Below are 19,660 nucleotides of genomic sequence, written 5' to 3'. Positions count from 1 at the left end.
GACCCTTGATCGGGATCACGAAAGTTAACTGCCATTAACGAGATCATGACATAATTGCGGCGGGTGTCAATAGTCTATACGATTGGTCGTGTTTCGATGGGCCATTCGTTAACGAGCGCGCGGGGTCTGGAGACCGTCCGATCAGGCGCGGACGAAGCCCTTGCTGGCGATCATCAGATTGCGCGTATAGTCTTCCTTCACGTCGCCCGCCGCCAGGTCTTTTGCACTCAGCCGCTCGACAACGGCGCCGTTGCGCATGACAGCAAGGCGTTCGCACATATGCGTGACGACGCCGAGATCGTGGCTCACCATGACGAAGGTCAGATGGCGGTCCTTGCGTATCTGTTCGAGCAGATTGAGCACCTCGGCCTGCACCGAAGCATCCAGCGCCGACGTCGGCTCGTCGAGCAAAAGGATGGAGGGTTCGACGATCAGCGCGCGGGCAATGGCGACGCGCTGACGCTGGCCACCGGAGAGCTGGTGCGGATAGCGGAAGCGAAAGCCGGTTCCGAGACCCACTTCATCGAGCGCCCTCGCAATGCGCTTTTCGCCGTCGCCGATACCATGGATCACCAGCGGCTCCAGCAGCAGCCGATCGATCGTCTGGCGCGGATGCAGGGAGCCATAGGGGTCCTGGAACACCATCTGCACCTGGCGATAGAAAGCCTTGCTGCGTCTTGCTCCCTTCAGCTGCTCGGCGCCGATGCGGATCCTGCCATCGCTGACGGGCGCAAGGCCCGCGACGGCGCGCAGCAGCGTCGACTTGCCGGAACCGGATTCGCCGACCAGACCGAAGGATTCGCCCTTGTTCACCTCGACGCTGACGGCATCGAGAGCGTAGTAACCATCATAGACGACGCTGAGGCCGTCAACCGCGAGCGCCACCGTCATGCCGCCCACTCCGGCTTGCGATCGAGAACCGGCAATGGATGGCGGTTCTCGCCGATGACCGGCATGCAATTCAGCAGACCGCGCGTATAGGGATGCTGGGCGTTATTGAGCTCGGAAGCCTTGATTTCCTCCACGACCTTGCCTGCATACATGACGATCACGCGATCGCAGAAGGAAGAAACCAGCCGCAGGTCGTGTGACACGAAAATCAGTCCCATGCCGCGCTCCGACACCAGCTTGTCCATGATCCTGAGCACATCGAGCTGCACGGTGACATCGAGAGCGGATGTCGGCTCGTCTGCGATCAGAAGCTCAGGCCCGGCAATCAGCATCATCGCAATCATCACACGCTGGCCCATGCCGCCCGATACTTCATGCGGATGCAGGTCGTAGACACGCTTGGGATCGCGGATCTGCACGGCCTCCAACATCGCCATGGCGCGGTCGCGCGCTTCTCCCCTGCCCACCTTCTCATGCGTGCGCAGCGTCTCGGTGATCTGCCGGCCGATGGGCATGACAGGATCGAGCGAATATTTCGGATCCTGCAGCACCATGGCGATGCGCTTGCCGCGCAAAGACCGCCGCTCCTTGGCCGAGACCGACAGCAGCTCGATACCGCTGAAATTCAGCGTGTCGGCGCTGACGAGAGCATGTGGCGGCGTCAGGCCCATGATAGCCCGACCCGTCTGCGACTTGCCGGAGCCGCTTTCGCCGACGATGCCGAGCCTTTCGCGGCCGAGCGTGAAGGACACGCCGCGCACCGCTTCGATGACGCCCGTGCGCGTGGGATAGCGAACCCTAAGGTTTTCTACGGTCAACATCGTCGTCATTGGCCGCTCTCCTTCGGATCGAGCGCGTCGCGCAGACCGTCGCCGAGCAGGTTGAAGCCGAGGCTGACGATCAGGATCGCGATGCCGGGCATGGCCGCCACCCACCACTGGTCGAGATAATATTTGAAGCCGTTTGCAATCATAACGCCCCATTCCGGTAGCGGCGGCTGCGCACCAAGGCCGAGAAAGCCGAGACCGGCCGCGGTCAGGATGACGCCCGCCATATCGAGCGTGACGCGAACGATCACTGACGAAATGCAAAGCGGCATGACGTGGCGGAAGATGATGCGCAGCGACGAGGCGCCCATGAGCTGAACGGCGGCGATATAGTCGGAATGCCGCACCGTCATCGTTTCCGCCCGCGCCAGACGCGCATAGGGCGGCCAGGAGGTGATCGCGATGGCAATGACGGCGTTCTCGATGCCCGCCCCGAGCGCGCCGGCAAAGGCGAGCGCCAGCACCAGCTTCGGGAAGGCGAGGAAGATGTCTGTGATGCGCATCAGCACGGTGTCGACCCAGCCGCCCAGGTAGCCGGAAACCATGCCGATGATGAGCCCGATCGGCGCCGATATGATCGCCACCAGCACGACGATATAGAGCGTCCACCGCGAACCGTAGATGAGGCGAGAAAGGATGTCGCGCCCGAGATCATCCGTGCCGAGAAGATAGCCCGGCGTGCCCGGCGGCTTCAGATAGGCATTGGTCAGATCGCCGATGACGGGCGAATGCGGCGCGATGACGTCGGCAAGCGCTGCCACCAGCACGAGCGCGATGATGATCAGCAATCCGACAACGGCCAGGCGATTGGCGGAGAATTGCCGCCAGGTGACATAGGCACGCCCGAGCCTTGCCTGCCGGCGCGACTGCGGCCGGTCGGACAGCAGCCAGTCACGCCAGCCGAGGTGGGTGGTCTCAGCGGTCGCCGTCATTTACGTCGCGTCCTTGGGTCGAGGGTCCGATAGAGCAGATCGGAGAACAGGTTGATGCCGATGAAGACCGTGCCGACGACGATTGTGCCGCCGAGAACGGCGTTCATGTCGGCATTGCGCAGCGAACTGGTGATGTAGAAGCCGATACCCGGCCAGGAGAACACGATCTCCGTCAGCACCGAACCCTCCAGCAGCCCGGCATAGGACAGCGCGATCACCGTGATCAGCGGCACCGCTGCGCTGCGCAGGGCATGGCCCCAGATCACCCGCGTCTCCGAAAGACCCTTTGCGCGGGCAGCGACGATATATTCCTGGCCCAGTTCGTTCAGCATGAAGCTGCGCGTCATGCGACTGATATAGGCGAGCGAGAAATAGCCGAGCAACGACGCCGGCAGGATGATGTGGCGGAAGACGTCCCAGAAGACGTCCCACTGCCCCTGCAGAGCGCTGTCGAGCAGATAGAAGCCGGTGATCGGCGTGAAGGTATATTCGTAGGCGATGTCGATGCGGCCGGGATAGGCCACCCAATTCAGCTTCGCATAGAAGATGACCAGCGACACCATGGCCAGCCAGAAGACCGGCACGGAATAGCCGACGAGGCCGATGACGCGGACGATCTGGTCGATGAAACTGTTGCGGCGCACGGCGGCAAGCACGCCGAAGGGAACCCCGAAAATCGCACCGATGATCGTGCCGACGGTCGCAAGCTCCATCGTCGCCGGGAAAACGCGCTTGATGTCGTCCATGACCGGATTGGTCGTCAGCACCGACGTGCCAAAATCGCCGGTGAGCGCGCTCACCAGGTAGTAGTAGAACTGCTGGTACAGCGGCTGATCGAGATGCATTTCGCGGCGCAGGCGATCAATCACCTGCGCAGGCGCATGATCGCCGGCGATCGCCAGCGCCGGATCGATCGGGATCACCCGTCCGATGAAGAAGGTGACGGCCAGAAGCCCGAGATAGGTCGTGACGGCCACGACGAGGAATCGCAGCAGACCCATGAAGAAAGGTGCGGCACGGCCCTTCTTGGGCCGCACCTGCATTTTCCGCTCGACAGTGCTCAAAGGACTAATCCTGCCGGATTATCACTTTGACACCGGCCAGACGAAGTTGGTGTCGAAGCTCGGACCGAGCTTGAAGTCCTTCACGTCCTTGCGATAGCCGGCAACTTCCGTCTGCTGGAACAGGATGACGAAGGGGCTGGCATCCAGGAACTTCTTCTGGATATCCTGATACATGGCGGCACGCTTGGCGGCATCGCCCTCGAACAGCGCTGCCTTGGTTTCCTTCTCCAACTCAGGCGTCGTCCAGGTATTGCGCCAGGAGAGCGTCTTGTTCGAGCTGCCGTCAGAATTGTCGTCGTTGGTCGTGAAGGTATCGGCGTTGGAATGGGGATCCCAATAGTCGTTGCCCCAGTTGCCGAAATAGATGTCGTGATTGCGGGCGCGATATTTGGTCAGCTTCTGCTTGCCGTCGCCGGGGATGATCTCCACCTTGATGCCGGCCTGGCCGAGCGTCTGCTGGATCGATGTGGCGACACCGGTATCCGGCTCGATGCTGCGCACGTCCATGGTCACGGAGAAGCCGTTGGGCAAGCCGGCCGTGGCGAGCAGTTCCTTGGCCTTGGCGATATCGAGCTTGAACGGATTTTCATCCAGCGCACCGAGCAGGCCCTTCGGCTCGAAGGTCTGATGGATTTCGCCGATACCCTTGATCAGCGTCTTGCCGATGGCATCGTAATCGACAAGGTACTTGAACGCCTGCTGCACTTCCGGCTTGGCAAGGTTCGGGTTCTTCTGGTTGAGGCTGATGTAGTAGATCGTGCCCTTCGGCGCGTTGGTGGAGGCAAGCTGGGCGTTCTTCTCGACGGCTGCGAGATCGGTCGGCGACAGGTTGCGGGCAACATCGATATCGCCGTTCTCCAGCGCCAGACGCTGCGCCGAGCTTTCCTTCATGAAGCGGTAGATGACGCGGGCGAGCTTCGGCTTTTCGCCGTAGTAATTGTCGTTGCGCTCGAGGACGACGGCTTCGTTGGCGCGCCATTCACGCAGCTTGAACGGGCCGGAGCCGGCGAAACCGGTCTTCAGCCAGCCATTGCCGAAGTCGTTGTCGTATTTGCTGTCGGCCGATGGCGTCACCGGCTTGACGTGCTGCAGCACCAGCTTCTTGTCGACCACTTCGGCGACGGTCGCGGTCAGGCAGTTCAGCACGAAGCTCGGTGCGTAGGGCTTGTCGACGGTGAAGACGAAGGTATTCGGATCGGTGGCCTTGGCCTTTTCCGTCACATTGTCGCCGGTCAAGCCGAACTGGGTAAGAATGAAGGCCGGGCTCTTGTTGATCTTGACGACGCGCTCGAAGGACCATGCCACATCATCGGCGGTGATCGGATTGCCGGAGGCGAATTTCAGGCCGGGCTTCAGCTTGAACGTATAGGTCAGATGATCATCGGAAACCGACCAGCTCTCGGCAAGATCGCCCTGGATCTTGGAGGTGTCTTTGATATCGAGGCGAACGAGCAGGCTGTAGCTGTTGCCGGTGATTTCGGCAGCGGAAAGTTCGTAGGCCTCCGCCGGGTCCATGCTCAGAATGTCGTCGAAGGAAAAACCTTCGACCAGCGTGTCCTTCGGCGTTGCGGCAAAAGCGCTCGGCACGGCCATTGTCAGAATAGAGAGAGCCACACCGGCCGTAAGGACGCGGAAGCTGCGGTTCATTCTGGTAATCATCATTGTTTTCGTTCCCTTCTTTGAGCTTTTATCAATATTGCGACGCGCGTGTTGCGCTGCCTTCCTTCCAAGCGGACGCCAGGATGCGAAGCCAGTTCTCCCTACACAGCTTTACAAGATCGGCTTCAGCATAACCAACGTTCCGAAGGGCGGCAATCAGCTTCTGGTTACCCGCCGCATCACTGATTTCCTCGGGAATCGTCGCGCCGTCGAAGTCCGATCCGAGGCCGACGCAATCGATACCGACGCGGCTGACCAGATGATCGACATGACGCACCATGGCTTCGATCGGCGTATTGGCATCAGAGCGGGCATCTTCGCGCAGCATCGCCGTCGCGTAGTTCAGGCCGACAATGCCGCGGCTTTCCTTGATTGCGCCGAGCTGCTTGTCGGTGAGATTGCGGGCAACGGGCGTCAGCGCATGCGCATTGGAGTGGCTTGCCACAAGCGGCTGATCCGAGGTCTTGGCCACATCCCAGAAGCCCTTCTCGGTGATATGGGCGAGATCGATGAGGATACCCAGCCGGTTGCATTCGCGCACCAGCGCAAAGCCCGCATCCGTCAGGCCCGGGCCGGTATCCGGAGAGCTCGGATAGGCAAAAGGCACACCGTGGGCGAAGACATTGTTGCGGCTCCAGACGGGGCCGAGCGAACGCAGCCCCGCCGCATAGAAGGTTTCGAGCGCGACGAGGTCGGCATCGATGGCTTCGCAGCCCTCCATATGCATCACGGCTGCGAAAATGCCCTTCTCCATGCAATCGCGAATTTCTCCGGTGGTACGGCAGAGCTTCCACGCGCCGGCGCGATCGAGCCGCAGCGCGATCGCCGCCATTTCCAGCGCGATATCGAGCGACGGCGCCCGCTCCAGGGGAGCAGCAAGCGGCGTTGCGTAATGACCGTTGCGATCGGGATCGGCGAAGACGAGGTCGCCTGATGGAATGTAGATGGCGCAGAGACCGCCGGCCAGACCGCCCGCTTTGGCGCGCGGCGCATCGATATGACCGCTCGATATCCCATCCTTGAATTCGGCGATCGGGTCGGCGCCATCGCGCTCGTGATGCCAGAGTCTCAACAGAACGTCATTATGACCATCGAATACGGACTGCATTGTCTATCCTGGGTGAAGCTCATGGGGAGCAGATGGAAAGCGGCCAGAATAGAAAAGCTGGCGGGATTCGCCATACCCAAATGAAAAAAATTTGCATTTGCATGGAATGCCGGATGCAAATGAAAAAGGCGGGGCAAAACCCCGCCTCGGATCATCGATCCTGTTTCAGGCGTTTCAGCGTTTCGCCCGCTTCTTCTGGCGGTAGACGTCGATGGCGACGGCGGCGATGATGATGACGCCCTTGGCGATTTCCTGGTAATAGGCGTCGACGTTCAGGAAGGTGAAGCCGGAAATCATCACGCCGAGGATGACCGTGCCGATCACCGTGCCGGCGATGCGCCCGACGCCGCCGGTAAGCGAGGTACCGCCGATGACGGCGGCTGCGATCGCGTCCAATTCATAGGTCACACCCATGCCGGCCTGCGCCGTCTGGACGCGGGCGGCGGTGATGATGCCGGCAAGCCCGGCCAGAAGCCCCGCAATTGCATAGACCTTGACCAGATGCCCCTCGACATTGATGCCCGACACGCGCGCTGCCTGCATGTTGGCGCCGATCGCATAGGTGAACTTGCCGTAGCGGGTGTAGCGCAGCACGACATGGAACGCGACCGCGATGATCAGGAAAACGATGACGGGCCAGATTCCGGAACCGATGAAATTGAACTGCTCGGTGAGGCCGGAGATCGGCTGTCCCTTGGTGTAGAGCTTCGACAGGCCGCGCGCCGAGACCATCATGCCGAGCGTGGCGATGAAAGGCGGAATTTTCGTCCGGGTGATGAGCTGACCGTTGATATAGCCTGCAAGCAGGCCGATCAAAAGCCCGACGCCGATCGGAACGAAGAAGGGCATGTCGGTCAGCGCCGGATAGACGGCCCGCGCCCAGGTGGAGGACTGGGCAAAACTCGCAGCGATCATGGCGGTCAGGCCGACGACGGAGCCCGACGACAGATCGATCCCGCCGGTTATGATGACCTGCGTCACGCCGATGGAGATGATGCCGATGACGGAGACCTGCAGGATCATGATCTTCAGGCGCTGCACGTTCATCAGGAAGCTCTGCCCGACGAAGATCCAGCCAAGGATTTCGCAGACGAGTGCAATGCCGATCAGCACGAGGAAGATGCCGAGTTCGGGCGGAACACGGCGACGTCTCGGACGCGTCAATGCCGGTGCGGCCGCCTCTGCAACTTTGCTAACCATGGTTCAATCCTCCCTTGCGATGATTGACGGCGTCACTGCGCCGCCAGCTCCATCACCTTCACTTGAGTTGCTTCCGCTCGATCCAGGAATCCGGTGACCCGTCCCTCATGCATCACCATGATGCGGTCGCTCATGCCGAGTACCTCGGGCATTTCCGACGAGATCATGACGACGGCGACGCCGTCGCGCGCCATTTCGGTGACCAGGCGATGGATTTCCGCCTTGGCGCCGACATCGATGCCGCGCGTCGGCTCGTCCAGGATCAAAATGCGGGGTTTGGTAAGCAGCCACCGGCCGATCAGCGCCTTCTGCTGATTGCCGCCGGAAAGATTTTCGATCCGCTCATCAAGGTTCGGCGTCTTGACGCGCAGCTTGCGCGCCATCTCCTCGCAAGCCTGCTCCACAGAGCCCTCCTGCACGAAGCCGCCACGCACGAACTTGTCGTGCAGCACGGCGACCTGCATGTTTTCGAGCACGCTGAGGATCAGCAGACAGCCGGTGTCCTTGCGGTCTTCGGTCAGAAACGCCATGCCGTGACGGATCGCCGCCGCCGGCGAGGAAATCTCGACCTTCTTGCCGAAAAGCTCGATCGTGCCTGACGATGCCGGCGTCACGCCGAAGATCGTCTCGGCGACATTCGATCGCCCGGAGCCGACCAGTCCGGCAACACCGAGGATTTCGCCGGCCCTGACATCGAAGGAGACATTCGAAAAGACGCCGTCGAGGCTCAAGTCCTCGACCGAAAGGACGGTTTCGCCGATCGGCACCTCCTCTTTCGGGAACATCTGCGTGATCTCGCGACCGACCATCATACGGATGATGTCGTCGCGGGTGACATCGGTGGACGCATGCGTGCCGATATATTTGCCGTCGCGGAAGACCGAGAATTCGTCGGCGATCTCGAACAGCTCGTTCATCTTGTGGGTGATGTAGACGATACCGATGCCCTGTTCGCGCAGGCCGCGGATAATCTCGAACAGATGCGCCACCTCGCGCTCGGTCAGCGCCGAGGTCGGCTCGTCCATGATCAGCACGTCGGAATCGTAGGAGACCGCCTTGGCGATTTCGACCATCTGCCGGCTGGCAACCGAAAGCTCGCTGACCTGGATTTCGGGATCGATCGAAATGTTGAGGCGGCGGAAAAGCTCTTCGGTCTTGCGGCTCATCTCGGCGTGATCGACGAAACCGAAGCGGTTCTTCGGCTCGCGCCGGATCCAGATATTCTCGGCAACAGTCATGAACGGCATCAGGTTGAGCTCCTGATGGATCATCGCAATGCCGTTTTCCAGCGCATCCAGCGGCGATTTCAGCCGGATCTCGACGCCCTTGAGGCGCACTTCGCCCTGGTCTGGAATATAGATGCCGGCAAGGATCTTCATCAGCGTCGACTTGCCGGCGCCGTTTTCGCCCATCAGCGCATGCACAGTGCCGCGCTTCAGACGGAAGGAAACATCGTCGAGGGCCAGGACGCCCGGAAATTCCTTGCGGATGCCTTCTGCGCTGAGCAGGTAGGCGGCGTTGGGGACGGCGCCGCTGGCGCGTACCGCAGCCATGGTGGATGGGCTGACAGCCATTTTTTCCTCCCGGGCAGCTCGGATTTGTGAGGATGCGGGCTCAAACGCCCGCATCCGTCGATCATCGCACCGTCAGTTCTTCTTGACGAAGTCCTTGACGTTTGCCGGCGTCACGAGCTGGAAGGGAATGTAAACCTTCTTCTCGATCTTATCACCCTTGGCGAGCTTCAGCGCGGCATCCACGGCGCCCTTGCCCTGACCGGCGGCATCCTGGAATACCGTGACCTTCAGGTCGCCGGCCTGCATCGCAGCCAAGGCATCCTGCGTCGCGTCGACACCGGCGACGACGATCTTGTCGAGCGATTTGCCGGAAGCCTTCAGCGCCTGGATGGCGCCGATCGCCATTTCGTCGTTGTTGGAGATAACGGCATCGAATTCGATGCCGCTGGAAAGCCAGTTGGTCATCAGGTCGGCGCCCTGGGTACGCTGCCAGTTGGCAGTCTGCTCCTGGACGATGGTAATGCCCTTGCACTGGTCGGTGGCGATAACGTCATGCACGTCCTTCGTGCGCATGCGAGCAGCCTGGTTGGACAGCTCACCCATCATGACGACAGCCTTGCCCTTGCCGCCGAGAAGCCGGCAAACTTCCTTGGCTTCCAACGTGCCGGATTCCTGCTCGTTGGATGCGACGAAGGCCTGCTTGTCCGGAAGGCTGTCGACGTTCGCCGGCTCGCGGTTGACGTAGATCAGCGGGATCTTGGCATCGGCAGCCAGTTTGGAGATGGCAGCCGTCGCGTCGGTATCGACCGGGTTGACGATGATGGCATCGACCTTACTGGCGATGAAGTTCTGAATCTGGCTCTGCTGCTTGGCGATGTCGTTCTGAGCGTCTTCGACCTGCAGGTTCACGCCCTTCAAGGTCTTGGCGTAGTCCTGCATGCCGTTGCGCAGGACGGTCAGGAAGTTGTCGTCGAACAGCGCCATCGAGACGCCGATGGTTTCGGCATGGGCCGCAGTCGACAGCATAAGTGCCATCGCCGAGCCAAGGATGAATTTCTTCATGTTTTTCCTCCCAGATACGGTGCCCGGCCGCACCCCTCCTAAATGCCGGAGCCCCCGGTTTCGACCGCAGGACCTACAATCAATTCGGCCGTCACTCCCATGGCGGCCACATTGAAAAACGGAACAAACAAACCGTAAAATTCTCTATGCGGAATATTCATTCCATTTTTCCACACAAAGGTCAATACTATTTTCTGACCGCATCGCAGAAGCCGGCGATGACGGATTTCTCAGGGCGGATACTGCAAGAATCGACGATCGAACCTACATACGGGCACCCCTCAGGTGGAACCGACGTTCCATCGCCATATGAACGGGGTAGAATGCCATTGATACCGGCCGCCCGGCCGGCCATAACGGAGAACAAGCATGCCTTCGATGTACAGTTTCTCGGTCCCCGTCTTTCAGCGCGGCCTGCAAAATCTTTCCGCCTATCTCGACAGGATCGAAGCCTATGCCGCTGAAAAAGGCATCGAGCCCAATGAACTCATCGCGGCGCGTCTGTTTGACGACATGCTGCCGCTTTCCGGTCAGTTCCAGCGCGCTTCCGATACCGCAAAGCTCACCATATCCCGGCTCGCCGGCATCGATGCTCCGCGCTTCGAGGACAACGAGACGACCGTCGCCGACCTGCGCGAGCGCCTGAAGAAAACGCAGGATTTCCTCGCGACGGTGACGCCGGAGGCTATGGAAGGCAGCGCCGAGCGGGAAGTCACCATCTCGCCGGGAGGCAACAAGACGGTCTTCAAGGGCGAGGATTATCTTGCAAAGTTCGCGCTGCCGAACTTCTTCTTCCACATCACCACGGCACACGGCATATTGCGCAGCCGTGGCCTGCCCGTCGGCAAGATGACCTATCTCGGACCGTTTGCCTGATAGCCTGCCATTGAATCTCGATCAGGGCCGGCGCGAAACCGGCCCTTCTTCCGTCAGCTCCGTATAGGCAAGCGTCTGGTCCAGGTGCTGTGCCCGCAGGGACAGGAGCTTTTCGGCATAGGCAAGCCGGGTTGCCGCGTAGGCTCCATCAGCAGCGACATTGGAAAGCTCCATCGGGTCTTTCGCCAGATCGAACAGGAGTGGCGGCAGGCCGGCGAAATGGACATATTTGAAGCGCTCGTCCCTGATGACGGCGAGGTTGCAGGCGTTGGATTTCAGGCCGAAATGCCGCTCAGGCTCGCCATTGGCGATATCGCGGAAATCGAACTCCCAGAATGCCGCCTCGCGCCAACCCTCCGGCACCGCGCCCGCGAGAAAAGGCAACAGCGTCTCACCATCGACATGGTTTCGAGGCTCGATACCGAGCCGGTCGCACAGGCTCGGGAAGATATCCGCCGCGCTGGTGAAATGCTCCACTTCCCGACCGTGGGCAACAGGCCGGCCCGGATCGCGAATAACGAGCGGGACATGATAGCTGCCGTCGAAAAAGCCGCCCTTGCCGAGCATCCAGTGATCGCCCATCATTTCGGCATGGTCCGATGTGAAGATGATCAAGGTGTCATCCCAGGCATCGGCATCCCTGAGCGCCTGCCAGATCCGCCCGAGCTGTGCGTCGACCTCGGCAATCATGCCGTAATAGATGGCGCGGATCGCCGACAGATCCTGCGACGTCCAGTCGGCGATGGGACCTTCGCCGCCGTAGATGAAACCGCTCTTGTCGATCAGCGGCAGGGCGAAGGCAAGAAGCGGATGCGCTGCCTGCTCCGTCCCGCGGTCGGCGGCGCGCGCAAAAGTCGGGCCATCACTCGCCGAGAACATGCGATTATAAGGCTCCGGCACCGAGAACGGCGGATGGGGCCTCAGAAAGGAAACATGCGCGAACCAGGGCGCATCCTGCTCGCCGAGCCAACGGATGAATTCGCCGGCGAGGAAGGCCGTCTGCGTCTCGTCCCTGGAATAGGTGGGCGCATTGCTTGAAATTTCGCCGGGCTTCGCGCCGACAGGAATATGGATTTCGCGGCTGACGGCATCGGCATGGCCGCGCGAACGCAGCCAGGATAGCCACTGCTTTTCATGCTCGGGCAGAAGCTGCCGCGCCGTGAAGCCCGGCAGCACGCCCTCATAGGTCGTCAGGTGCGGATCGTGAGGATCCCTGCCGCGTGGATCGGGCGCCGTGTCCGTATAGCCGAACAGCGTCGGATCGTAGCCGGCCCGGCGGGCTGCAAGCGCCAGATTGTCGAAACGGGCATCCAGCGGCGACCCGTTGCGGCAAACGCGATGGTTCATCTGATAAAGGCCGGTATAGAGCGTCGCCCGCGCCGGCGAGCAGGGCGCGGCCCCCGCAAAATGCCGGCGGAACAGCACGCCCTCCCGCGCCAGCGCATCGACATTCGGCGTCCTGACGCAATCGTGCCCAACCGCGGAAAGGCAATCGCCCCGCCACTGATCAGCCGAAATCAACAGCACGTTTGGGCGCTTGCCCCCAATACCATTCAGAGAGGAACGCTGCTCAGTGCTGGTTCGACTTGGCATGCCAATTCCAGGCGGATTCGACGATCTCAGTCAGATCATATTTCGGCGACCAGCCGAGAACGTCGCGGGCCTTGTCGTTATTGGCGACCAAGGTCGTCGAATCGCCCTCGCGACGACCGACATATTCGACCGGGAACGGCCGATCCGACACGGTCTCGATCGTTCCCAGCAATTCCTTCACCGTCGTGCCGGTGCCGGTGCCGAGATTGAGCGCGACGGATTCGCCGCCGCGCAGCAGATATTCCACCGCCCGGACATGCGCGTCGGCGAGGTCGAGCACATGGATGTAATCGCGCACACAGGTCCCATCGCGGGTGTCATAATCGCTGCCGAACACCTTGAAGCCCTGGCGGCGACCGAGCGCGGCATCGATGGCGAGCGGAATGGCATGCGTTTCCGGCGTGTGCCACTCGCCGATGCGCCCCTCGAAATCGGCGCCGGCGGCGTTGAAATAGCGCAGCACCACGGAACGCAGCCCCTTGTACTGATCATAATCGGCAAGCGCCTGCTCGACGATATATTTCGTGCGGCCGTAAGGGTTGATCGGCACCTGCCGATGGCTTTCGTCGAGCGGCACGCTCTGCGGCAGGCCATAGGTCGCGCAGGTGGAGGAAAAGACGAAGGCCCCGACACCGGCCGCCTGCGCCGCCGAAAGCAGGGTCAACGTGCCGATGACGTTGTTTTCATAGAAGGAAACGGGATCCTTGACCGACTCGCCCACTTCGATCAGCGCGGCGAAATGCAGGATGGCGGCTGGCTTGTGTTTGGCAAGCACCTCGTCGAGGCGCGCGCGATCGCGGATATCCCCCTCCTCGGCCGGACCCCATTTGACGAATTCACGATGGCCGTTGGAGAAATTGTCATAAACGACTGGCTGAAATCCCTTGTTCGCAAGATCCAGACATGTATGCGAGCCGATATAGCCGGCTCCGCCTACCACAAGCACCGTTTCTCCTGCCATAATCACCTCTTCTCAACCTTCAACGACACCTAGCCCAAGCGCGGGGGACCGTATTCGATCCGACGCGTAGAGTTAGAGAGCTGTAGCCGACTTGCAAGGCCGGAGAAAGGCGCAAGATTGGCAGGATCGGGACGAAAAGCTAAGCCGGCTTCGCCGCAGCCTTACTGGTGTGCATGAGAATTCCGACAAGCGCCAGAACTGGCGGCAGCAGGAAACATTGCATGCCGGCGAACAGAAAAAGTGCGGCGGCCATGCCGCAGCCAAGGGCAAAACCGCCGACGGCAGCTCCCATGCGGGCAAGCCGGGCGGTCATTGCCGCCCGCGCCTCCGGCTCGGCCCCGCGCAGCATATCGGCGATATCGATCATGATCTGCGTCGTCGTCCCCGTCATCATCGTCGTCGGCGGCGTCGAGCCGAGATGGACGCGATGAGCCGTCGTCTGGATCGCCATCGCCGAGACCAGCGTCATGCCTGTGAGGATCGCCTGCCAGCCATCCCCATCGGCGAACGGGCCGAAACGGATGGCGAAAATGGCGGCAAGCACCAACAGCAGGAATTTCAGCGACAGGATGATCTGCAATGTCGGCAGGTTGCGCCGCGACAGATCACTGCCAATGAGGCGCGCGAGAATGACGACGACGCAGAAGACCGGCAGCGCCAGAAGCTTGGCCGCAGCGCCGGACGTTCCGAGCGCCATGGCCGCGCCGAAGGTCACGAAATTGCCTGTGACATGCGCCGTGAACAGTCCGTGCAAGGCAAGAAATCCGGCGGTATCGACATAGCCGCCATTGATGCTCAGGAGGGTGGGCAGGCTCGGCTTCATCGGCTCCTCGTCTTCGCGTTGATCGCCTCCGATCTTATCGCGCCGAACAATCGCCAATGTCGAGATAATTGCGCAATCACGCTGTACAAGCTTGTGACGATTTCTCCAGCTAATCGCCGCTCGCGCCTATTCGCCGCGCTCGCTTTCGAGTGCGTCGATTTCGTCGGAGATTTCCGTAATCCTTTGCTGAAGCTCTGCTTCGGTGCCGTCCTCGACGTCACCTTCGCCAAAACAATAGCGCGCTATATGCAGCTCAAGCTTGGCCTCGAGTTCCTCGCGCTGGGCGTGGAGATGTTTGAGATGGCTGTTTCGCATTGCGAACCACGCTTTCGATAAAATAAGTCTCACCCTTATAAATAGGTTGGAGACCAGAAAGTTTCGATGCACATGTCAGGCGCCTGGCCAAAACTGCTTCCGCAACACGCTGTAACACCGTATCCCCCGCCTATTGCAAAGCCCTCACCCGATATTCACATTCACGCGACCTGCACCTGAAACGCGCTGAAGGCAAATATTGGCGCTGACACGGGCCATGGATTTGGGCTAATTCAGGTGGCTTGTTCGAGGTATGGTGTGTTGAACGAAAAAATTGCCGTCATCGGCCTGGGTTATGTGGGATTGCCTGTAGCGATCGCGCTGGCCGAAAAATTTCATGATGTGGTCGGTTTCGACATCAAGGCCTCCCGCGTCGCCGCGCTGAAGGCGGGTGACGATGATACCCGCGAGGTTTCCGCTGAGAGGCTGAAAGCGAGCGGGCTGCGCATCAGCAGCGACCTGCAGGACCTGCGGGACCGCGATATTTTCATCGTCGCCGTGCCGACGCCGATCGATCGCAACCGGCAGCCGGATCTCAGGCCGATGATTTCCGCCTCGCGCACGGTGGGCCAGATTTTGCGCAAGGGCTCAGTCGTCGTCTACGAATCGACTGTCTATCCCGGCGTGACGGAAGAGGTATGCGGCCCGGTGCTCGCAGAAGTTTCCGGCCTGCGGCAGGGTGAGGATTTCCATGTCGGCTATTCGCCTGAGCGCATCAACCCCGGCGACAAGGAACACACCTTCGAGCGCATCGTGAAGGTCGTCGCCGGCGACAGCGAGGAAACGCTGGACAGGATCGCCGCCGTCTATGGCGCCGTGGTCGAGGCCGGCATTCACCGCGCGCCCAGCATCAAGGTCGCCGAAGCCGCCAAGGTGATCGAAAACACCCAGCGCGACGTCAACATCGCGCTGATGAACGAGCTGTCGATCATCTTCGAAAAGATGGATATCCGCACCGCCGACGTGCTCAAGGCGGCAAGGACGAAATGGAATTTCCTGCCCTTCACCCCCGGTCTCGTCGGCGGCCATTGCATCGGCGTCGATCCCTACTACCTCACCGCCAAGGCGGAAGAGCTCGGCTATCACCCGGAGGTCATTCTTTCCGGCCGCCGCATCAATGACGGCATGGGCGCCTTCATCGCCCAGAAGCTCATCAAGATGCTGGTATCGGCAAAGAAGCCTATCAATGGCGCCAGAATCGGCATCTTCGGCCTGACCTTCAAGGAGAACGTGCCCGATCTGCGCAACAGCCGCGTGCCCGACATCATCCGCGAGCTGCACCAGTTCGGCCTGGAGCCGCTGGTGCACGATCCGATGGCGAGCCATCCGGAAGCGGAAGAGGAATACGGCATACGCCTGGCGCAACTGAAGGATTTCGGCAAGCTCGACGCCCTCGTTCTTGCCGTTCCGCACAAATCCTATCTGGCCGAGGGTGCTGCCGGTATTCTCGATCTGCTGACCGAGAACGCCGTGGTCGTCGACGTGAAAGCGGCACTCGACCCCCGCAATCCCCTGCTACAGAGCCATTCGGTCTGGAGCCTCTAGGGGTCTGGCGGAAGACCCCGGCCCGACGCCGATCAACCGTCTTTGGCGTCGGGACCACCGACCGTCAGCGCCAGTCCCTCCTCGACGGAATAGGGCGGCGACCAGCCGGTGATCGCTTTCGTTTCGCCGATATCGACCTGAAGCGAGCCAAGAAGACGCTGTGCCGCCGCACGGCGCCCGAGGAGCGCTGCTAGTCCTTCCAGCAAAATCGGTGGCACCGGCAGCATGAGGGCTTTCCGCCCCGTGGCCGACGACAGCCTGGCAATCAATTCGCCGATCGAAAGATCCTCGCCGTCGCTGATCAGAAACACACGATTTCCGACGGCCGGATGACGAACGCAGAGCAGCATGAAATCGACGAGATTGCCGACGAACACGAGAGACCGCCGATTGACGACATTGCCGAACGGCCAGGGGAACGGCCGCTTGGCCCATGTCATCAGGCTTGCGAAATTCGCTTTGACGCCGGGTCCGTAGACCAGCGGCGGCCGGATGATGACGACATCCATGCCCGTCTCTGCGGCCACGGCCAGCAGTGCCTCCTCCGCTTCCAGCTTCGAGCGGCCATAGGCATCTTCCGGGTGCGGGACATCCGAGCCCTTGAAGGGCTTATCCCGCGCGGTTTCCTCGCCATTGACCTTGATCGAGCTCAGGAAGAGGAAGCGCCTGACACCGGCTCTCGCCGCCTGCCGCGCCAGATTGACCGTGGCATCGACATTGACGGCGCGAAATGCGGCAAGCGGATCGGCTGCACTCTCGTTCATGACATGAACGCGGGCGGCCAGATGCATGACGACGTCGGCACCGGCAAGCGCAGCCGACCAATCCGTCCCGCCATCGATCGCGCCCATGGCGACGAATCCCGGCCTCGGCGCGCGGCTCACCGGCCGATACTCCATCTGCCGCCGGGAAAGCTCGGCACAAAGCGCCTGTCCGACAAAGCCCGTCGCACCGGTGACCAGGATCATGCGCCCATTGCCTCTATTCGTTCGTCTGTTCGTTTTGTCGGACATGCTTTGCATAGGACATCGGCTGAGAACAAGCCCGAGGAATTTTGAGCAGGGCGGTTGTGCGCCAATCCGCGATATGAGATGCACAACGGAACAATGGCTATCATCGCGACCGCAAAGCCGGTGCCGATGCAACTCAACGAGACGATGCTCTATACGATCGCCAAGCGCCTTTTCGATTTTCTTGCCGCTCTTGCCGCGGCCATCGTCTTTTCCATTCCGATCCTGATCGTCGCCATCGCCGTTCGCGTGACATCGCCAGGCCCCATCCTCTACTGGTCGGATCGGGTCGGCCGCGGAAATAAGATTTTCGGCATGCCGAAATTCCGCAGCATGCGCACGGATACGCCCGCGGTCGCCACGCATCTGCTGAAGGATCCCAAGATCTATCTGACGCCGATCGGCTCCTTCCTGCGCAAATCCAGCCTGGACGAGCTGCCGCAGCTCTGGTGCATCCTGAAGGGAGAAATGAGCATCGTCGGCCCCCGCCCCGCTCTTTTCAATCAGCACGACCTGATCGCGCTCCGCACCGAGCGCGGCGTCGATGCCTTGTTGCCCGGCCTTACCGGTTGGGCGCAGGTCAATGGTCGCGACCAACTGCCTATTCCTCAGAAGGTTGCGCTGGACGAGGACTATCTGCGCCAGCGCTCCTTTCTCTTCGATCTCAAGATTATCATTCTGACGGCATTGAAGGTGGTTCGACGCGATGGAGTGACCCATTAGCAGGCACCTTGGCAAGCATCGGACGGAAATCGCCGTGGCGGAGGGAGTGGTGCGCAAAAATGCCGTATTCCTGCCCCTTTGCGACCCTAGGGGCCGTCATCGGGTTCCGGAATGCCGGATATTCAATCGAATGTGGACGAAGGCGGACGACGACATTGGACGACTCGCGCATGAACAACCTGCATGCTGATCTCGCAGCCGAAACTCCTGGCGTCGCCAAAGCAGCGAGCACAATGCCGAAAGCTGTGGCGATCATCGGCGGCTTGCTTTGGCTTTTCCTGGCTTCTCCGACCGTCGTCGAAAGCGATGCCTATCGCTATGCCGCCGCGCTCCTCTCGCTGATCGCCCTCTATTACTATATGAGAGCGCCCGTGCGGCCGCGCACGGACTGGATCGGCTGGCTCTGCATGGGCTGGGCTTTCTACGTGATGGCGCGCTTCGGCATCAACTATTGGCTGACGCCGCAGCATGATATCGGTGCATCGGACTGGCTCTACGCCTTTCCCTTCTTCTTTCCCATCATGGGCGTCGCCTTCCTGATCTATGAAGAGCTGATGGAAAAGATCGTGGCGGCCTATTTCACCATGGCCCTCATCATGCTGGTCGCCACGCAGCATTTCCGCGAGGTTTTTGCCGGCGAGACCATCCGCCCGCTGATCATGAACAATCAGATCCACGGCGCCGTCGCCTGCGGCATGATCGTCATCTTTACGCTGTTCTGGCTGCTGCACTACCTGACGGAAAAATCCGGCGATCGACGGATTGCCCGCTTCGCCTACATCGTTTCGCCCTTCATCTTCGCTCTCTGCTTCATCGCCATCTACGGTGCCAAATCGAAGGGCGTCTGGCTGGCGCTCGGCATTACCCTACCGCTGATGGCGCTTATCACGCTGACCTATCTGCGCATGAAGAGCGGCATCATCGCCATCGTCGCCGTAGCGGCCTTGCTGATAGCCGGCATCTATGGTGTGCGGCACAATCTCGACAAGACGGCAGGTCCGACCGTATCGGCGGCTCTTGCCATGGTGGAAAATGTCACCGGCGGTCACGATCTGGGCGGCGTGGTCTCAAGCACCATCAGCTCCACCAATACCCCGGTATCGATGGACGAGCGCCTGCAGCTTTGGTCGAACAGCTGGGAGGTCTTCTCCTCCGCGCCCGTTTTCGGCTGGGGCAGCAAATGGCTCGAGCGCTGGTACCAGACACGCTACGCGCATATCCAGTACACGCTGCTGCACAATGGCTATCTGGAGATTTTGGTGCGCTACGGCCTCTTCGGCGCGGCCGTCATGGCATTCATTCTCGGCGTCTTCATCCGGGCAGTCTGGCGCGCCCGCAGGGCGGGAATCATCCCTCGGGCCGCATGGCACGCCTATATCGTATGCATTTTCTTCTTCTCGCTGACGCTGCTCAGCAACTCCAACAACCGTCTCGCCATCGGCGAAGGCTTCGCCTTCGCAAGCTCCGCCTTCGCCTGCTGGTGTCACATGCGCACCAAAGGCGAATATCTGGCAGCGTCGAAGCCGGTGCTGCAGGGCGCCACAGCCGGCGCTTGAG

General features: G+C 60.8%; 19 protein-coding genes. 4 read left to right on the top strand and 15 right to left on the bottom strand.

What is annotated here, in order from left to right; translation table 11 throughout:
• Positions 1-141: 141 nt before the first annotated feature.
• From FHT28_RS12775 to FHT28_RS36675, 10 genes are all read right to left on the bottom strand, one after another.
• Positions 142-891, bottom strand: a complete 750-nt coding sequence (locus tag FHT28_RS12775) for an ABC transporter ATP-binding protein (protein WP_047554416.1) — start codon at positions 889-891, stop codon at positions 142-144.
• Positions 888-1,721: an ABC transporter ATP-binding protein gene (locus tag FHT28_RS12770; protein ID WP_037195802.1), complete on the bottom strand. Its 834-nt coding sequence runs from the start codon at positions 1,719-1,721 to the stop codon at positions 888-890. The genes FHT28_RS12775 and FHT28_RS12770 overlap by 4 nt, the downstream gene beginning before the upstream one ends.
• Positions 1,718-2,650: an ABC transporter permease gene (locus FHT28_RS12765; protein ID WP_168596449.1), complete on the bottom strand. Its 933-nt coding sequence runs from the start codon at positions 2,648-2,650 to the stop codon at positions 1,718-1,720. Before FHT28_RS12765 ends, FHT28_RS12770 begins: the two co-directional genes overlap by 4 nt.
• The gene (locus tag FHT28_RS12760; protein ID WP_047554313.1) at positions 2,647-3,714 is read right to left on the bottom strand and encodes an ABC transporter permease; all 1,068 of its coding nucleotides are present in this window, start codon (positions 3,712-3,714) and stop codon (positions 2,647-2,649) included. The genes FHT28_RS12765 and FHT28_RS12760 overlap by 4 nt, the downstream gene beginning before the upstream one ends.
• A 21-nt stretch (positions 3,715-3,735) precedes the next feature.
• Positions 3,736-5,376 (bottom strand): ABC transporter substrate-binding protein, encoded by a 1,641-nt coding sequence (locus tag FHT28_RS12755; protein WP_168596448.1) that lies wholly within the window; start codon positions 5,374-5,376, stop codon positions 3,736-3,738.
• Positions 5,377-5,404: 28 nt separating this feature from the next.
• Complete coding sequence (locus FHT28_RS12750) at positions 5,405-6,481, bottom strand: dipeptidase (protein WP_037195794.1); 1,077 nt, start codon at positions 6,479-6,481, stop codon at positions 5,405-5,407.
• A gap of 174 nt (positions 6,482-6,655) precedes the next feature.
• On the bottom strand, positions 6,656-7,681 hold the full coding sequence (locus FHT28_RS12745; RefSeq protein WP_037195791.1) for an ABC transporter permease: 1,026 nt from the start codon (positions 7,679-7,681) through the stop codon (positions 6,656-6,658).
• A 32-nt stretch (positions 7,682-7,713) separates the two neighbouring features.
• Positions 7,714-9,255: a sugar ABC transporter ATP-binding protein gene (locus tag FHT28_RS12740; protein ID WP_168596447.1), complete on the bottom strand. Its 1,542-nt coding sequence runs from the start codon at positions 9,253-9,255 to the stop codon at positions 7,714-7,716.
• Positions 9,256-9,327: 72 nt separating this feature from the next.
• Positions 9,328-10,257 carry a sugar ABC transporter substrate-binding protein gene (locus FHT28_RS12735; protein ID WP_037195787.1) on the bottom strand — a complete coding sequence of 310 codons (930 nt, stop codon included), beginning with the start codon at positions 10,255-10,257 and terminating at the stop codon, positions 9,328-9,330.
• A 38-nt stretch (positions 10,258-10,295) separates the two neighbouring features.
• Entirely contained in the window at positions 10,296-10,418 is a 123-nt protein-coding gene (locus FHT28_RS36675; RefSeq protein WP_280518134.1) for a hypothetical protein, read from the bottom strand.
• A gap of 208 nt (positions 10,419-10,626) precedes the next feature.
• Here FHT28_RS36675 and FHT28_RS12730 point away from each other — a divergent pair, with 208 nt between their 5' ends.
• Positions 10,627-11,133 (top strand): DUF1993 domain-containing protein, encoded by a 507-nt coding sequence (locus FHT28_RS12730; RefSeq protein WP_037195786.1) that lies wholly within the window; start codon positions 10,627-10,629, stop codon positions 11,131-11,133.
• Between the two features lie 21 nt (positions 11,134-11,154).
• On the opposite strand, the gene FHT28_RS12725 is transcribed toward FHT28_RS12730, so the two are convergent.
• From FHT28_RS12725 to FHT28_RS12710, 4 genes are all read right to left on the bottom strand, one after another.
• Positions 11,155-12,726, bottom strand: a complete 1,572-nt coding sequence (locus FHT28_RS12725; protein ID WP_168596446.1) for an alkaline phosphatase family protein — start codon at positions 12,724-12,726, stop codon at positions 11,155-11,157.
• A complete protein-coding gene (galE, locus tag FHT28_RS12720) occupies positions 12,704-13,687 on the bottom strand; it encodes a UDP-glucose 4-epimerase GalE (protein ID WP_034510998.1) in 984 nt (327 codons plus the stop codon). Before galE ends, FHT28_RS12725 begins: the two co-directional genes overlap by 23 nt.
• A 139-nt stretch (positions 13,688-13,826) precedes the next feature.
• The gene (locus FHT28_RS12715; RefSeq protein ID WP_168596445.1) at positions 13,827-14,510 is read right to left on the bottom strand and encodes a DUF1275 family protein; all 684 of its coding nucleotides are present in this window, start codon (positions 14,508-14,510) and stop codon (positions 13,827-13,829) included.
• Between the two features lie 126 nt (positions 14,511-14,636).
• Positions 14,637-14,825 carry a hypothetical protein gene (locus FHT28_RS12710; RefSeq protein ID WP_168596444.1) on the bottom strand — a complete coding sequence of 63 codons (189 nt, stop codon included), beginning with the start codon at positions 14,823-14,825 and terminating at the stop codon, positions 14,637-14,639.
• Between the two features lie 258 nt (positions 14,826-15,083).
• Here FHT28_RS12710 and FHT28_RS12705 point away from each other — a divergent pair, with 258 nt between their 5' ends.
• Complete coding sequence (locus FHT28_RS12705) at positions 15,084-16,370, top strand: nucleotide sugar dehydrogenase (protein ID WP_168596443.1); 1,287 nt, start codon at positions 15,084-15,086, stop codon at positions 16,368-16,370.
• Between the two features lie 32 nt (positions 16,371-16,402).
• On the opposite strand, the gene FHT28_RS12700 is transcribed toward FHT28_RS12705, so the two are convergent.
• A complete protein-coding gene (locus tag FHT28_RS12700) occupies positions 16,403-17,338 on the bottom strand; it encodes an NAD-dependent epimerase/dehydratase family protein (RefSeq protein ID WP_168596442.1) in 936 nt (311 codons plus the stop codon).
• A gap of 189 nt (positions 17,339-17,527) precedes the next feature.
• Here FHT28_RS12700 and FHT28_RS12695 point away from each other — a divergent pair, with 189 nt between their 5' ends.
• Together FHT28_RS12695 and FHT28_RS12690 are read left to right on the top strand one after the other, a co-directional pair.
• Positions 17,528-18,103 carry a sugar transferase gene (locus FHT28_RS12695; protein WP_168596522.1) on the top strand — a complete coding sequence of 192 codons (576 nt, stop codon included), beginning with the start codon at positions 17,528-17,530 and terminating at the stop codon, positions 18,101-18,103.
• A gap of 170 nt (positions 18,104-18,273) precedes the next feature.
• Positions 18,274-19,659: an O-antigen ligase family protein gene (locus tag FHT28_RS12690; RefSeq protein WP_246704855.1), complete on the top strand. Its 1,386-nt coding sequence runs from the start codon at positions 18,274-18,276 to the stop codon at positions 19,657-19,659.
• Position 19,660: the final 1 nt, after the last annotated feature.

Origin of the sequence: Rhizobium sp. SG570 (genome assembly GCF_012275345.1) — a bacterium.
Classification (GTDB): Bacteria; Pseudomonadota; Alphaproteobacteria; order Rhizobiales; family Rhizobiaceae; genus Rhizobium; species Rhizobium lusitanum.
This window is presented reverse-complemented; position numbering and strand designations above follow the sequence as displayed.

What these genes read in the sequence shown, in the direction of transcription:
- FHT28_RS12775 (WP_047554416.1), bottom strand. Translation starts at nt 891, where the DNA reads ATGACGGTGGCGCTCGCGGTTGACGGCCTCAGCGTCGTCTATGATGGT.
- FHT28_RS12770 (WP_037195802.1), bottom strand. Translation starts at nt 1,721, where the DNA reads ATGACGACGATGTTGACCGTAGAAAACCTTAGGGTTCGCTATCCCACG.
- FHT28_RS12765 (WP_168596449.1), bottom strand. Translation starts at nt 2,650, where the DNA reads ATGACGGCGACCGCTGAGACCACCCACCTCGGCTGGCGTGACTGGCTG.
- FHT28_RS12755 (WP_168596448.1), bottom strand. Translation starts at nt 5,376, where the DNA reads ATGATGATTACCAGAATGAACCGCAGCTTCCGCGTCCTTACGGCCGGT.
- FHT28_RS12750 (WP_037195794.1), bottom strand. Translation starts at nt 6,481, where the DNA reads ATGCAGTCCGTATTCGATGGTCATAATGACGTTCTGTTGAGACTCTGG.
- FHT28_RS12745 (WP_037195791.1), bottom strand. Translation starts at nt 7,681, where the DNA reads ATGGTTAGCAAAGTTGCAGAGGCGGCCGCACCGGCATTGACGCGTCCG.
- FHT28_RS12740 (WP_168596447.1), bottom strand. Translation starts at nt 9,255, where the DNA reads ATGGCTGTCAGCCCATCCACCATGGCTGCGGTACGCGCCAGCGGCGCC.
- FHT28_RS12735 (WP_037195787.1), bottom strand. Translation starts at nt 10,257, where the DNA reads ATGAAGAAATTCATCCTTGGCTCGGCGATGGCACTTATGCTGTCGACT.
- FHT28_RS36675 (WP_280518134.1), bottom strand. Translation starts at nt 10,418, where the DNA reads ATGAATATTCCGCATAGAGAATTTTACGGTTTGTTTGTTCCGTTTTTC.
- FHT28_RS12730 (WP_037195786.1), top strand. Translation starts at nt 10,627, where the DNA reads ATGCCTTCGATGTACAGTTTCTCGGTCCCCGTCTTTCAGCGCGGCCTG.
- FHT28_RS12725 (WP_168596446.1), bottom strand. Translation starts at nt 12,726, where the DNA reads ATGCCAAGTCGAACCAGCACTGAGCAGCGTTCCTCTCTGAATGGTATT.
- galE (WP_034510998.1), bottom strand. Translation starts at nt 13,687, where the DNA reads ATGGCAGGAGAAACGGTGCTTGTGGTAGGCGGAGCCGGCTATATCGGC.
- FHT28_RS12715 (WP_168596445.1), bottom strand. Translation starts at nt 14,510, where the DNA reads ATGAAGCCGAGCCTGCCCACCCTCCTGAGCATCAATGGCGGCTATGTC.
- FHT28_RS12710 (WP_168596444.1), bottom strand. Translation starts at nt 14,825, where the DNA reads ATGCGAAACAGCCATCTCAAACATCTCCACGCCCAGCGCGAGGAACTC.
- FHT28_RS12700 (WP_168596442.1), bottom strand. Translation starts at nt 17,338, where the DNA reads ATGATCCTGGTCACCGGTGCGACGGGCTTTGTCGGACAGGCGCTTTGT.
- FHT28_RS12695 (WP_168596522.1), top strand. Translation starts at nt 17,528, where the DNA reads ATGCTCTATACGATCGCCAAGCGCCTTTTCGATTTTCTTGCCGCTCTT.
- FHT28_RS12690 (WP_246704855.1), top strand. Translation starts at nt 18,274, where the DNA reads ATGAACAACCTGCATGCTGATCTCGCAGCCGAAACTCCTGGCGTCGCC.